12 protein-coding genes, 1 tRNA gene and 1 pseudogene are annotated in these 13,994 nt (G+C 45.4%); 7 read left to right on the top strand and 7 right to left on the bottom strand.

The window, feature by feature from the left end; translation table 11 throughout:
• The first annotated feature begins 4 nt into the window (after nt 1-4).
• Nucleotides 5-937, top strand: a complete 933-nt coding sequence (dnaI, locus tag PMI05_RS03320) for a primosomal protein DnaI (RefSeq protein ID WP_007717211.1) — start codon at nt 5-7, stop codon at nt 935-937.
• Here dnaI and PMI05_RS03315 read toward each other — a convergent pair.
• Entirely contained in the window at nt 914-1,555 is a 642-nt protein-coding gene (locus tag PMI05_RS03315; protein ID WP_007717209.1) for a YdcF family protein, read from the bottom strand. The two genes, dnaI and PMI05_RS03315, sit on opposite strands and share 24 nt — an antisense overlap.
• Before the next feature lie 183 nt (nt 1,556-1,738).
• Here PMI05_RS03315 and PMI05_RS03310 point away from each other — a divergent pair, with 183 nt between their 5' ends.
• Nucleotides 1,739-4,333: an Ig-like domain-containing protein gene (locus PMI05_RS03310; protein WP_007717204.1), complete on the top strand. Its 2,595-nt coding sequence runs from the start codon at nt 1,739-1,741 to the stop codon at nt 4,331-4,333.
• 123 nt (nt 4,334-4,456) lie between these two features.
• Here the strand turns inward: PMI05_RS03310 and PMI05_RS03305 are convergent.
• A tRNA-Ala gene (locus tag PMI05_RS03305) sits at nt 4,457-4,532 on the bottom strand.
• 205 nt (nt 4,533-4,737) lie between these two features.
• On the opposite strand from PMI05_RS03305, the gene PMI05_RS03300 reads away from it, so the two are divergent.
• Nucleotides 4,738-5,670 (top strand): hypothetical protein, encoded by a 933-nt coding sequence (locus tag PMI05_RS03300; protein ID WP_007717202.1) that lies wholly within the window; start codon nt 4,738-4,740, stop codon nt 5,668-5,670.
• Between the two features lie 301 nt (nt 5,671-5,971).
• Here PMI05_RS03300 and PMI05_RS03295 read toward each other — a convergent pair whose 3' ends face one another.
• On the bottom strand, nt 5,972-6,715 hold the full coding sequence (locus PMI05_RS03295; RefSeq protein ID WP_007717200.1) for a LytTR family DNA-binding domain-containing protein: 744 nt from the start codon (nt 6,713-6,715) through the stop codon (nt 5,972-5,974).
• Nucleotides 6,690-8,402, bottom strand: coding sequence for a LytS/YhcK type 5TM receptor domain-containing protein (locus PMI05_RS03290; RefSeq protein ID WP_007717198.1), 1,713 nt, complete (start codon nt 8,400-8,402; stop codon nt 6,690-6,692). Before PMI05_RS03290 ends, PMI05_RS03295 begins: the two co-directional genes overlap by 26 nt.
• A gap of 299 nt (nt 8,403-8,701) precedes the next feature.
• Between PMI05_RS03290 and PMI05_RS03285 the strand changes: the two genes are divergently transcribed.
• The 4 genes and pseudogenes from PMI05_RS03285 to PMI05_RS31745 form a co-directional block, all read left to right on the top strand.
• Entirely contained in the window at nt 8,702-10,015 is a 1,314-nt protein-coding gene (locus PMI05_RS03285; RefSeq protein WP_007717195.1) for an MFS transporter, read from the top strand.
• A gap of 138 nt (nt 10,016-10,153) precedes the next feature.
• Complete coding sequence (locus PMI05_RS03280) at nt 10,154-10,762, top strand: TetR/AcrR family transcriptional regulator (RefSeq protein WP_007717193.1); 609 nt, start codon at nt 10,154-10,156, stop codon at nt 10,760-10,762.
• A gap of 6 nt (nt 10,763-10,768) precedes the next feature.
• Nucleotides 10,769-11,377, top strand: coding sequence for an N-acetyltransferase (locus tag PMI05_RS03275; RefSeq protein WP_007717190.1), 609 nt, complete (start codon nt 10,769-10,771; stop codon nt 11,375-11,377).
• Between the two features lie 162 nt (nt 11,378-11,539).
• Nucleotides 11,540-11,593, top strand: a pseudogene (locus PMI05_RS31745) (hypothetical protein); the annotation flags it as partial.
• A 231-nt stretch (nt 11,594-11,824) separates the two neighbouring features.
• Here PMI05_RS31745 and PMI05_RS03270 read toward each other — a convergent pair.
• The 3 genes from PMI05_RS03270 to PMI05_RS03255 all read right to left on the bottom strand — a co-directional run bounded on the left by PMI05_RS03270 (nt 11,825) and on the right by PMI05_RS03255 (nt 13,726).
• On the bottom strand, nt 11,825-12,130 hold the full coding sequence (locus PMI05_RS03270) for an NIPSNAP family protein (RefSeq protein ID WP_007717186.1): 306 nt from the start codon (nt 12,128-12,130) through the stop codon (nt 11,825-11,827).
• A gap of 100 nt (nt 12,131-12,230) precedes the next feature.
• A complete protein-coding gene (locus PMI05_RS03265; protein ID WP_039960157.1) occupies nt 12,231-12,488 on the bottom strand; it encodes a hypothetical protein in 258 nt (85 codons plus the stop codon).
• 920 nt (nt 12,489-13,408) lie between these two features.
• Complete coding sequence (locus PMI05_RS03255; RefSeq protein WP_007717182.1) at nt 13,409-13,726, bottom strand: hypothetical protein; 318 nt, start codon at nt 13,724-13,726, stop codon at nt 13,409-13,411.
• Between the last annotated feature and the right edge of the window lie 268 nt (nt 13,727-13,994).

Genomic DNA, 13,994 nt, shown 5'->3' with positions numbered 1-13,994 from the left:
GAACGTGGAATCTATCAGTGAGTTCATGCAAGAGCTCGCCAAACGAACACCGCGTCAGTTGCTGACACCGGATCAGCAGTTAGATAAAATGTTTCGTTCGTCAGCATATTTAAAAGCATTTCAACAAGAGCATCCCGCATTGACTCGAGACGATTACCTTCGCTCGCTCTCCAACATCTATACGGCAGTCAAGGAGCAGTATTGGTGTGAGCGTTGTCCGGGTCTTGGCGAGTGCCCGAATCTGGTCAAGGGGCATAGCACTCAATTGGAGCTGGCTCACCAACATATTATCAGCTCGATGACGCCCTGTTCCAAGCAACTGTCGCACGAGGAAGAGATTCGCCGCCGCCGATTGATGCGCAGTTATTACGTTTCCGAAGAGACTTTGAACGCGAGCTTTGAGGGCTTGGTCATTGACTCCGGGAATTTGGCTACCGTAGATGCCGCGATTCAGTTTTGTGAAAAAGTCGGAACAGGCGAGCGGGTAAAAGGACTTTATTTGCACGGTCCGTTCGGTGTTGGAAAAAGCTACATCATGGGAGCAATCGGTCGTGAGCTTTCGGAGCGCAACGTTGCTTCCTTGCTGGTTTATGTACCGGACTTTATCCGGGAGATGAAGGATTCTATCTCGGATCAATCGTACGCAGGGAAGCTGGAGCTACTGAAAGAAGTGCCTGTACTGATCCTCGATGATATCGGTGCGGAGAACTTGACGCCATGGGTTCGGGACGAGATTTTGGGGGTTATATTGAATCAGCGGGCAAACAACCATTTGCCTACGCTGTTTACTTCAAACTACGCGCTGAATGAACTGCAAGAGCATTTGTCTATCTCCAATGGAAATCGGATCGAACAAACAAAAGCGGCTCGCATCATGGAGCGAATCCGCCATTTTGTCGATGTATATGAAATTTTACGCGAGAACCACCGTACCTAGCACGTGAGTCCAGAGGCGAGAGAGCTCCCAATGCGTGAGGGCGAGTACTTCTCTCGCCTTATGATACGGTCCAAACAGGACGTGTGACGTCGTCCCTACAGGCGAGGCGACAATTCCCAGTGAATCAGCCATGATCATTGCACGGGCCAAATGATAGTCATGGCTGATGATCAGGGCGTCTTGAATATGATGTTCCTCCAAGACCTGCTGGCCGTACAGCAGGTTTTCGTATGTGCTGGTAGACTTACTTTCTAGCAAAATGTCCTCTTCGGGAATTCCCTTGGCCACCAAATAATTTCTGCTCACAGCAGCTTCCGTGATCGTTTTGCCTTCACCGAGGCCGCCTGTGACCAACAGCTTCGATACATAACCTTCTTCATACAGGGTCGCCGCCTGCTCCAGACGTTCGCGCAGACCAGGACTAGGTCCCTCACCCCAGACCGCTGCACCGAGGACAATGCCGACGGTTGCGTGTTGGGCTTTGGCTTTCTCAATCGTCTGTTCGATGCGGTACCAGTTGTAGCCCGACCATATTAGACCGAGCAGCATGACAATCCCCAACACTATGAATATCCCATGCCAGCAAGGACGCTGTACGTTTGTCGTTCGATTTTTCATTTTTCGAAATCTCCCTCGTAGTCTCTCTCTTTATTTAGACGTTTGAAATAAGGTCTAGTTACAAAGCTTGACACATGCCTGACACGAAAAACTAGTAAATTGTTTCTTGCTCTTTGCCGATATAGTAATGGTGGAATGGTTTCGAAGATCAGCAAATTTCATACTTGCGAGGGAGGCTAGTTAATGTTCTGGAAAAAAACGATGCTCTTGTTTCTGGCCGTCCTGCTATTAGTGGGGACTGGAAACGCAGGGGTAGGATTGGCTGCCGATGAAATCAGCCGACTCGTTCTGTCCAAGAACGAGGTAACATTGGAAAATGGAGACTCTACTAAGCTGACGGCTACCGCTATTTATGTGAGCGGAAAAACGGAAGACGTCACCGTCAAGACAGAATGGACCACGCAAAATGCGGATGTAGCCTCTGTATATGCGGGGCAGATTACAGCCAAATCGGTAGGGAAATCTACCATTACCGCTACTTACATGGGTAAGCCTGTCGTAGTGGGTGTGAATGTAACCAAAAAGGTAAAGGCACTGACAACAGAAGATCAAACGTTGAACGTGAGAATTGGCAGCACGGAAAATGTAAAGCTGACAGCTGTATACAGCGATGGGACAACAGAAGATGTAACGACCCAAGCAGACTGGTCCATCGATAATCCGGCGATTGCGACTGTAGTCAACGGTGCAATCAAAGGTTTGAATTCAGGAACTGGTACCGTGACAGCGAAGTTTGGCAGCCAGACGACAACGATCTCTGTAAACGTCGAGATTGCCCACAGACTGGAGCCAAACAAAAACCAGGTTTCACTCTTGCTGAACGGCGAAGAAAAAATCAAGCTCAAGGCCATTTTCCCGGATGGAAGTGTAACGGAAGACGTCTCCGACAAGGCTGAATGGTCTTCAGACAATACCGCTGTAGCCGATGCGCTCAAAGGCACGATCAAGGCTTATGGCGCAGGTACAGCAACCATTACGGCGAAGTATGGAACAAAAACAGCGACGATCAAAGTCGATGTGGATACAACGCAAAAATTGGAACTCAACAAGCAAAACATTTTCATGAATGTGGGCAAGGAAGAAGACATTGAGCTGAAAGCAACTTATGCCAATGGCGGCGGTTCCACAGTCGTGAACGATAAGGCCGAATGGTCCTCCGATCGCGAGGACGTTGCGTATTACAGCAACGGGAAAATCCATGCGGTGAAGTCCGGTGAAGCGGTGATTACTGCGAAATACGGAAACAAATCGGTTCAGGTACGCGTAGATGTAGAAGTACCTCGTTCCTTGTATATCGTTCCTGCTTTCCTGAAGATGAAAAGCGGAAAAACGGAAGACGTAACTGTAAACGCGTCCTTCGCAAACGGTAAAAGTGAAGATATCACTTCAAAAGTAGAGTGGTCTTCGGATAATGCAGATGTCGTATTTGCAAGCGGCAAGACCGTATCCGCCTACAAGGCTGGAACGGCGAATGTAACTGCTAAATACGGCGGAAAAACAGCGACACTGGTTGTCGATGTAGATGTACCGCAAAACTTGTCCGCAGATACCACGACAGTAGCAATCCCTGTCGGTGGCGCGAAACAAGTAAAGGTAACAGCTTCGTATCCAGATGGAAGCACTCCTGCTGAAGATGTCACACAAAAAGTCGTTTGGTCATCCAGTGCACCTAATGTAGCAAGCGTGCGTCAAGGCTTGATCACTGGTGTGTCAACAGGTGCAGCGACTGTAACAGCAACATACGGAACACGCACAGTGAACATTTCCGTATCGGTCGGAGTCATGCAGACATTGACCGTAGACAAGAAAAAGATCGTGCTTGGAAATGGCAAGTCCGAAACCGTTAAGCTGACTGCAGCTTACGCAGATGGAACGAACAAGGATGTAACAGATACAGCGACATGGAGCACGGCTTCTGCAGCTGTAGCAGAAGTAATGAACGGGAAGATCACAGCGACAGGAGCAGGGAAAACGACCGTAACAGGTACCTTCGAAGGCAAGTCGGTTACGATTGCGGTAGAAGTAGACCAAGCGACCAATCTCTCTGTCGATCCTCGCATGATGATCCTGAATGTTAGTGAATCAAAAGAGATCAAGCTGAGCGCAACAGACTCCGCTGGCAATTCGGACAATGTGACCAACGATGCAGAATGGTCCTCGTCCTCGCTGAAAGTAGCGGATGTGGTAAACGGCCGCGTAACAGGTCTCTCAAACGGACGTGCGACGATCACCGCGAAATACGGCGGCAAATCGATCACCATCCCGGTAGAAGTCGGAATCGTGACCAAGCTGGAAGCAAACAAGCGCTTTGTATCTACAAAGTCGAACAGCAACGTACAAGTAAACTTGACAGCTACCTTCTCTGATGGCCGCACCATGGATGTTACCAATCTGGCTGACTGGAAGACAACCAACTACAAGGTAGCTGACGTAACCAAAGGTCTCGTTACAGGACGTGCCTACGGCAAAACGACGGTTACAGCGAAATACAACGACAAGAGCGTGTCCATCCCAGTCGATGTTGATATGTTGAAATACTTGAAGACAGATGTCGTCCAGCTCGTGATGAGCAAAGGCGAAGTGAAGCAAGTGAGCGCCATCGCGACGTACATGGATGGCTCTGAGCAAAATGTCTCCAAGCCAGCTCTCTGGACCACTTCTCGTCTGTTGGTAGCCGATGTGAAAGACGGCGTGATCAAGGCAACAGGGTCGGGTAAAGCGACGATTTATGTGCAGTATGGTGGGAAGAAGACACCAATTGTGGTGACGGTGAGATAGTAGATTGATAGGGAAAAGAGGAAAGCCAACCGGGTGGATCGGTTGGCTTTTTTTGTCTGGACTTTAGGTTTGTAAGAACTAAAAAAAGCCACCTTTTACAGGTGACTTGTGAGTTCTAAATTATGGTGGAGCCAAGGGGGATCGAACCCCTGACCTCTTGACTGCCAGTCAAGCACTCTCCCAGCTGAGCTATGGCCCCATGAATATTTATATGCTAACATATGCCAGCTAAATAGTCAATAATAGAATTTTTACTAATAATAATATTGAGTTTCTACCAACGATCAAATGCAAGTAAAAAATAATTCATTTTCTTTTTTCCAAGCAGATGTAATATGTAACTTAATATATTTGTAATAACTACCGATAATTAAATGATACCATTGGCTAGTCGGAGGCAATGTATGTTCAAAAAAATGGTGATGAGTACAATACTTTTCTCACTTATAGGAATTTGTATTTTCATTTGGTTTTATTTGTATCAAGAAGTAGCAGGAACAAAGAACAATTCTAACTTTTCCAAACAATTCCTGACAATGATTGAAGAAGACGATGACGAAGACTTCTCTGGAACATTGACTTTTTCGAGTGATTTCAAACCAGAATATTTAGCTGAAAAGGGATTTACTTTTATAAACCAGCAGCAGAGACAAGGTATATTTGGGCCATATATGGCAAATGTATTTGGAGCACGTGATGCTGAGATTAAAGTAATGGATGCAACTGGGAAGATTATTGGGTTGTTTCAATCCGATGAAAATGGTAATTTCGACTTCGAAACGGAACTATCTAATTTCTATGAGTTAGAAATCACTTTTGATGGAAGAAGAGTTGAATTAACCTTACCAAAAGGAAAAAATGAGGACCTAAGTATATATATCACACATGGTCTTTCTGAAAAATATCTCCCCACGGTAGAGGAATCATTTCAAAATGCATCAGAAGCACTTAAACAAGAAACGAATAAACAAGACAGCAATTTTAACACCAATAGTTCTTCAGAAGCAGTTGAAGGTGATATAAAGGAGTTTATTGTTCTTCAAAATGGTAGTTCTGTAGACGCTTTTTATACAGCAAATGAAGCGATCGAATTTGCAAAAAATTTGGATCAGGCAGAAGTAGTAAATCCAAACGTAGGTATTTGGGATAATAAACCCTCAAGTGTATACCAGTATGATAAGCATCTAAAAGACTTCAGTACAAAGAAAGAAGCAATTGAGTTTGCGAATAAATACGATCATGCAAAAGTAGTAAATTTAAAAACTGGTAAGGTAGAGTTTGATAATTATCCTAAGGAATGTGGAACTTGTGAAAGTCCCATACAAAATGAGTATTAGAAAGCTTAACTGGATGCTAAAAAGCTTCTTTTTCCTCAAAACCGCCTCTTCATAGTGCTATTGTAGAGGTCAGCAGTTCGATCCCACTATGCCTACCATACAGGAACTACGGAAACGGCAGAGATGCCGTTTTTTCTTTCTGTCTCTTTTGTACAACAAATCGCCCAGTCCGACGGAGGTTTCGGAAAGCGTATAGCTTTAAGTAGCCATCCTTTGAACTTGAATAATGCCGCACTTCGCTGAAAAAAGGAGCGAAAAAAGCTAGTCTCTTCCCGCTCCCCTCATCATTCGTTGCACAAACTCACAAATTCATCAAACCCCGAAACGCTTTCATTTTCCCCCTACTAACAGGAATATCCGTCTGACTGTCATCATTCATCTTAATCAAATACGTATTATTAAACCACGGAATGATTTCTTTAATATGCTTCACGTTCAAAATATAGTTTCGATGACTTCGAAAGAAAGAGCGGGACCGGTTCAAAATCTCCTCCAGCTCATTTAAGGACAAGTCGCACTTGTCGATACTCTCTTTTGTCGCAACATATAAATCTTTCTCCCGCACAAAAGCAAAGTAAATCTGCCCTACAGGGATCGGGATGATCTTGTTGGTCTTCCGGATGCAGACATGCTCTTCCAGCGGGGGAACTGTTGCGGTGCGGTTATTCATGGCCGATCGGTTCCTCAGTGTCCTCACTTTTTTGATCACATCGTCCAATTTCGATTCCATGATCGGTTTGGTCAAATAGCCCACAGCAAGCGTGGAAAAAGCCTCCAGAGCATGTTCATGATAGGCAGTCGAAAAAACGATCAATGGGGGATTGGACATCTGATTCAATGTTTTGGCAAATTCAAGCCCATTCATCCCGGGCATCTGAATATCGAGCATGAGCAAATCAGGCTCGGAATTGATCATATGAGGCAATGCTTCCAAGGGATTGGTATAGATTGCGTCCACTTGGATATCAATATATTTTTTCAGCAAATATTCCAATTCGGAACAAATGGCTGGCTCGTCGTCAATGATGATCGTTTTCAGGAGCATCTGGATGCACTTCCTTTTCAAATGCGGATAACGGAGCGACAAAGGATACTACTGTTCCCAAACCAGGCTTGCTTTGAATCGTGAGGCCATATTTTTTGCCATAAATGGATCGAAGCCGTGAATGGACATTGACAAGGCCGATCCCTTTCGATTGGCTGTTCCAGATTTCGGCCAAACGCTCTTCACTGATTCCAACTCCATTGTCTTCGATGCTGATTTTCACTTCTTGGTCGTACGGTTCCACTCGAATCGTGAGCAGACAGTCGCTAACTTTTGGGGAAAGTCCATGGTGAATGGCATTTTCCACGATCGGCTGCAAAGTCAGGACAGGCAATTTGCGCTCCAGCAGAGATTCGTCGATCTCCATGTTCACCTTTAATCGGTTGCTAAATCTGACCTTCTCGATTTCCAAATACGACTTGATTCCGTCCAGTTCTTCCTGCAAGCTGTGATGATTTCCCTTGCTTTTCAAATTGCGCCTGAAGATGTCACTTAAATGACCGATCAAGTTTCTCGCCTGATCAGGGTCTGTACGACAATAGGACATAATCGTCCCCAAGGTGTTGAACAGAAAATGGGGGTTGATTTGTGCTTGTAGGGCGCTCACTTCAGCCTGCTTCCGCATTTTCGCTTGGTGCTCGATCTCCGCTAGTTCAATTTGAACTGACAGCAGCTTAGCGAGGCCGTCCACTAGCTTCTCGTTGGTCTGGGACGTCTTGGAGGAAGAGGTTTTATTGTAGAATTGCAACGTCCCGATTTTCTGGTTTTGATGATACAACGGTGCGGCGCTGATCGATTTTAGGCGAGGCGGACGCGAAAGAGCAAAATCTTTGTCGATCCATACCCCTGTAGGGCGGGTCAAAACAGCCTCCGCTACTTGTGCGCACAGTGTTTCTTTCTGCACATGATTTTCCAGTTCATGACCTTTTGCGCTGAGCAGCTTTTCGCGGTCGGTAATGGCGACTGCATCCACCCTGGCCATTTCACGGATCAGTTCAGCAGTTTTTTTCGCAGAGTGCTCATTTAGCCCTGTCCGCAGATGAGGCAACGTCTGGCTTGCAATCGACAAGGCCAGGTTTGCCCCTAATGCACCAGACTGGTCTTGCATCATTTTGAGATTTTGGAAAACGCGCGTGAAAAGCAACAGTCCTGCAATGGTCATAATTGTGGTCGGGATCGCAATTTTCACTTCCAGTTCGAGTGCCGCAGAAAAAGGCTTGGCCATGAGAAGCACCAAAACTTTTTGAATGAGCTCGGCTGTAAGGCCAATCAGTATGATATGCTGCCATTTCAGACGCAGCATATTCATTTTCGTGCTTACGATCCCGGCCAAGTAGCCGTTCATTACGGTCGAGATGGCACAGGCGAATGCGGTAAATCCACCTATCGAGTAGCGATGAATACCTCCTATAAGGCCGGCAAAAAAGCCGACGACAGGCCCCCCGATCAACCCGCCAGCGACGGCACCGACAATGCGCGTATTGGCGAGTGCGTCATCGACCCGTAGCCCATTCTCCGTTCCGATTACCGACAGGAACCCGAACAGAGTAGAGAGGATCACGATCCGCATCCAGTTGTTTTTCCCATACATGATGTTCCGAAAGTAATCTAGTTGGCCGATGATAAGGGCGATGACTGCAATTACAGAGATGTTTTCAAGCAGTCCCAGAAGCATAGTGATTGTCATAACAGCCGCCTCCCTATGGAAAAGGGTAGCCCGATCCGGACAAAAAATCAATGTAACTCAACTGGGTTTTTCGGCAGCTCGGATGTTGTTTTTGCACATCTGGAAGTATTCAATAGATTCTAGCAAAACAAACAACTTAGAATAAAAACAGTTCTTCGAAAATCCATTCAGGTAAATATGTAAACCCTTTCAAAGCAAACGATGCCGTACATTCTCGAGAAAAGTATTGTTTCATTTGAAAGCGGTTAAACTATCCCAATTGCGAATGGATTCGGGTCAAACATAAGGAGGGGGCAGCAATGAAGCCATCGAGTGATCGTGAAAATACGCGGCGCATCACAAGCAACATCTTTAAAGGTTCACTGGGGAACCTGATCGAATGGTACGACTGGTATGTCTATGCAGCATTTGCGGTGTATTTCTCGTCTCAGTTTTTTCCAAAGGGAGACGCTACCAGCCAGTTGCTGAATACTGCGGCTGTTTTTGCTATTGGATTTTTAATGAGACCGATCGGGAGCTTGCTCCTGGGCCGTTACGCTGACCGTCATGGGCGCCGTGCCGCTCTGACGCTGTCTGTCACCATCATGGCAGGTGGTTCTCTGGTGATTGCCGTAACACCAAACTATGAAACCATCGGCGTGTTTGCTCCTATTATTCTCGTTCTTGCCCGCCTGCTCCAAGGTCTTTCGCTTGGAGGGGAATACGGAACATCTGCCACGTACTTGTCCGAGATGGCTTCGAGTGGTCGTCGAGGGTTCTATTCTAGCTTCCAGTACGTCACGCTGATCAGTGGTCAGTTGTTAGCATTGGGTGTGCAAATTATCCTGCAGCAAATACTCCCGGAAGAAGCCATGATGGCTTGGGGCTGGCGAATTCCTTTCATCATCGGAGCATTTGGGGCAGTAGCCGTGTTGTGGCTGCGCCGCAGTATGGACGAATCAGAGCAGTATACCAAAATGGAGTCGAAAAACAAGGAAAAGGCGGGTACGCTTCGAGAGTTGATGAAGCATCCGAAGGCGGTGCTGGCAGTTGTCGGCCTTACGCTTGGGGGAACTATCGCCTTTAATACCTACACGACCTATTTGCAAAAATTCATGGTGATTACGGTAGGAATGCCGAAAGAAGTAGTCAGCTGGATTAACTTTGCCGCATTGCTCGTATTCGTCGTATTGCAGCCGCTTGCTGGTATGCTGTCCGACCGAATTGGACGGCGCCCGCTGTTGATTGGTTTCGGTATTCTTGGAACATTGTGGACCGTACCGATGTTTTTGCTCCTAGAACAAACGACTAGCCCATATGTCGCTTTCTTGCTGATGCTGTCTGGTCTTATCATTGTTACTGGCTATACGTCCATCAATGCGATCGTGAAAGCCGAGATGTTTCCTACCGCAATTCGCGCTCTGGGCGTAGGCTTTCCGTATGGCGTGACTGTTGCGATCTTTGGAGGAACAGCGGAATTCATCGCGCTATGGTTCAAAAGCATCGGGAACGAATCTCTCTTCTATTACTATGTAGCAGCTTGTATTGCCATAAGCCTCCTCGTTTACTGGCGCATGGGTGAGTCGTCGAAAAACTCCCAGATCGAAGCTGAGCTGAATACTGCAAAGGACTAGATTAAATAAATAATATAGGGGCAACGAAAAACGGCAGAGATGCCGTTTTTTTGTATGTACCGAGCTGTAAAAGATTGCTTTTCAAAACTCACGCTTTTATAATGAATAAAAACTCACTCAAAAAAACGAGGTCCCCCAATGCCCCGCACCAAAGAACAATACGAACAAATGCGCAACGCAACCAAACAGAAAATACAATCAGCAGCCATGCAGTTATTCGTTCAAAAAGGATTCGGCTCTACGAATGTCCAGGACATCGCGGATACAGCTGGCATCAGCATCGGACTTTTGTATCGGCATTACAAATCAAAAGAGACCTTGTTTGACGAACTGGTGGACTTCGCACTTGCGGGCATGCAGAAGAACATTGATTTTTTCGAGTCAGCTGTTTCGCCCAAACAAGCATTGGATCAGTTTGTGAAAGAAATTCACAACGACATGACGACAGGCGAAGAGTTTGCAAATTTGCTGATACTGATGGCGCAATCGTTTCACTCGGGAGGCGGGACAAACGAGAAACGAACCGAGGTAGCACGGCTGAGCGACAACATGTTCCGCTCTACAGCCAAACTTATCAAAAAAGGTCAGAAGCTTGGCGAATTCCGTTCGGGGGACTCGGATGAAATGGTCGTATTTTTCTATTCGACACTTCACGGGCTAGCTGCGATGAAAATGATGGTAAAAAACAGCTTCAAGATGCCTTCACCCTCTATCCTCACTTCTTTTCTGTATAAGGAAGGAGAGTAACCGTACATGTTTACAGTGATCAGGGTGGATCGATTAGAATTCGATGCAAGAGAGCAAATGTCTCAGATTTTTGCGGAAGGATTCACACAGTGGCTTGGCTTTTTTTCTAATGACAAGGAAATCATTGCAAGAGCTTTTGCTCACATGTTCGTTTTGAATCAATTTTATGTGGCGGTAACGGACGATCACAAAGTAGCTGGCATGGCCGCATGCACGGATAGCACTGCGCATTCGGTAAAACTAAATCCAAAAGAGCTGCGAAAGCATCTGGGACTCTATAAAGGCACCCTCGCTGGACTCTTTTTGAAAAAAGAATTTGAAGCTACACTGGCAGATCCTTCTCCCGTCAAATGCTCAATCGATTTCGTCGGAACGGCTCCCGAATTCAGAGGGCAGGGAGCGGCAATGGTGATTCTCCGCCATATTATTGAGAATACCCCGTATGAACAATTTCTCATTGAAGAAGTAGCAGATACGAATATTCCCGCTATGAAGCTATACCAGAAATTAGGGTTCCAAGTATACAGCGGGAAGCCTGTCCCTTTAAAGAGAGCTCAAAAAATTGGAATCAATCATTTTATATCGTTGAAATACGAAAAATCGCTCAAGGGATAGATGATCCTCTGAGCGATTTTTCGTATTTCCGCGCCGATCTCGTACGAACGCAAAAAAGAAAGCCACTCTTACGCGGACAGAAGGTTTTCCCTTCTCTTTTAGAGCCTCCTAAACGACCTGCAGGCACTTCATTTTAACTATCAAGATAAACAGATTCGAGTAGTGGTAAAGGAAGGAAAACCTTGGTTTGTGGCCCGTGACGTTTGCGCTGTCCTTGAGATTGTAAACAGAAGAGACGCAGTTGCTCGACTTGACGAGGATGAGAAGGGTAGCTTTGGAGGAAATGGGGCGCATCAGAACAGAAGTTATCTGGATCAATCCTGTGGCAGCTGATCAAGTGGGGCAGCAGACAATCTTCTTGCTGCCCGGCATATAGCGGATGGATACAAAATGCTCATTATATAAAAAAGCCCATCCTATCTAAGGATGGACAAGGTTGAAGGAAAATTATTCAAACACCGGACGCAAGAAACTTCGCTCGTAACTGATGATGCACTTTGTTTGCTCTGCGAGTGAGAAGGCAAGTTGGCAATCTTCATCGACCAGTATTTTCTTTCGATAATCTTCATATTCTGCCAAACTAGGAAAACTAAATAAGGCATAAGCAATATTATTAGCACCTTCATGAGGAAGGAAATAGCCATGATGATGTCCGCCAAACTTGTTGACAAGAGGTATCCACATCTTTGCATATTCTTCAAAAACACTTACCTGATATGGATCAATAACATATTTCAAGTAACAAGTGACCATTTTTCCACTCCCTAATGGTTTTTCCTAAATCTTACTGTACATCAGTATTAGGAACAAGAGGGGATATAGTTTTACAAAATGTGTATTTAAAAAAGACTTTTTAATAAAAGTCTCGTGGATTTGAATCACATTCTATTTTTAAAGGCTTAAACCAATTTCTCAGGAATGTTCGTGTATCTGAGACTGTTATAGCAACATCGCCTTTTTGAATATCGATGTATAGGCTATAGCCTCCATCAGATTTAGACTCAATTGGAATCAAGTCAATAAATTCGTTAAAATCTTTTACTACTTCGGTGACTCTATCCATTTGTGGTTTTGTTACATCACTTACAATCATCAAAAACTGTCTTTTCAACAATACACCCCATTGTTTTTATTTTCATTATATCACAGTAATGAAAACCGGGTGGGAAACGACAAGTTGGCAACTTATCGATCTTATCAGAACTGCAATTACAACGGATGCACCGAAAAGGCTACGACGAAAGGGACGGTGTTCACGAAGAAGGGCAAGAGCGATAGACTGGCACCTGTAACCGTCAACGCTTGCGACAGACATAAGAAACTACCGAGTTTCTTTCCAAACAAAAATCAGGGGTGAATGATATGTTTCCTTGAGCTAGCGCGGAAGATGCAAAAAAGGGTTGGAGATTACCTCCCGATATGCTGGAAGAAGTCAGGATCAAGATGTGGGCTGCTGGTTAGCGACCTATCCGAAAGGAAATCGAAGACATTTTGTTAGCTGTAGAAAGTACGATGATGGCTAATGAAAGGGAGCTCAAATTGCCGAAGAAATACGCAGTTCAAAACAAGGAGACTAAGTCGTTTCTGAAGCATAACAGGAACTACAATCCGTGCGCCTATCCGTATGATGATGTGGAGAGTATTAGGAAGCTACTCATTGGAGCGACTTCAGGCACGTTTATTATGTAGCTAGGTGGCACGCCGACAGCTTTTGCAAGTGGCAGATTGTAGATGTGGACACAAGGGAAGTGTTGGAGCCGATGAAAATAGGGTTGGGTGGATAATGACAATGACCGAAAAACAAATCATAGAAACGCTGGCAACGAAGGTGATGGGATGGGAGCTTGGCAAGCAGACTTTGATGATGTGTCTGTCCAGAAGATCGGCACTGGGATGACGGTACAAGAAGCGATTTGTAATGCAGCACTGAAAGTGGTCATTTTAACAAAACGGTAATTGAAGAAAGTAGGAAATTCCCCAACTTGGTGAGAAAAATACCCCGGGATTAACCCGGGGGCCGTTGATGGTGGATTAGTTGATTTTCAACTGTTCCCAGGTAAACGAAACCGGATAAGAACCGTTTTCAAAGACTCCTACCTTTTGCCACATGTAGAACACCACTGTTTTATTTTGGTTATCGATCCCAATGTCGATTGTATACCTATAACCCGGAACTTCCCAGCGTTTGACTTCCTGATTGTTGGAATCAAATGCGACGACAACTAAAACAAGGTCATTCGATGAAGGGGTATACGACCAATACGTATACTCACCATACTTAACGATGACGTTTGCTTGGCTAATCGCAAGTCCAGCTGGTTGCAAAATTTGAGCAGGTCTGGCAATCAATTCATAGCTATTCCCGACTTATTCCCTACTAAATGTGAGAGTCTTCGTTCGAGCCTACACCGTGCAGGCGACTTTCATCGCACACGGCGTTCCATCAACGGATAAGAAAGAATGTTTTACAACGGGCAAATATAACGCTATGCCAATCAATCTAAATTTTCCGCTAACTAAAGTTATAACTTTCTGTGATTGTGTTATTAAAGAGCTGAGGTTAACAAAACACACGATTTGATAAATAGAGGGGCAGTTGCAGCGGGGGGGGGGGGCG

The sequence above is a fragment of the Brevibacillus sp. BC25 genome (genome assembly GCF_000282075.1).
In the GTDB taxonomy this organism is placed as follows: Bacteria; Bacillota; Bacilli; order Brevibacillales; family Brevibacillaceae; genus Brevibacillus.
This window is presented reverse-complemented; position numbering and strand designations above follow the sequence as displayed.

Coding starts and splice junctions, on each gene's coding strand:
- PMI05_RS03315 (WP_007717209.1), bottom strand. CDS start 1,555: ATGAAAAATCGAACGACAAACGTACAGCGTCCTTGCTGGCATGGGATA.
- PMI05_RS03275 (WP_007717190.1), top strand. CDS start 10,769: ATGTTTACAGTGATCAGGGTGGATCGATTAGAATTCGATGCAAGAGAG.
- PMI05_RS03295 (WP_007717200.1), bottom strand. CDS start 6,715: ATGCTCCTGAAAACGATCATCATTGACGACGAGCCAGCCATTTGTTCC.
- PMI05_RS03270 (WP_007717186.1), bottom strand. CDS start 12,130: ATGGTCACTTGTTACTTGAAATATGTTATTGATCCATATCAGGTAAGT.
- PMI05_RS03290 (WP_007717198.1), bottom strand. CDS start 8,402: ATGACAATCACTATGCTTCTGGGACTGCTTGAAAACATCTCTGTAATT.
- PMI05_RS03280 (WP_007717193.1), top strand. CDS start 10,154: ATGCCCCGCACCAAAGAACAATACGAACAAATGCGCAACGCAACCAAA.
- PMI05_RS03285 (WP_007717195.1), top strand. CDS start 8,702: ATGAAGCCATCGAGTGATCGTGAAAATACGCGGCGCATCACAAGCAAC.
- PMI05_RS03300 (WP_007717202.1), top strand. CDS start 4,738: ATGTTCAAAAAAATGGTGATGAGTACAATACTTTTCTCACTTATAGGA.
- PMI05_RS03310 (WP_007717204.1), top strand. CDS start 1,739: ATGTTCTGGAAAAAAACGATGCTCTTGTTTCTGGCCGTCCTGCTATTA.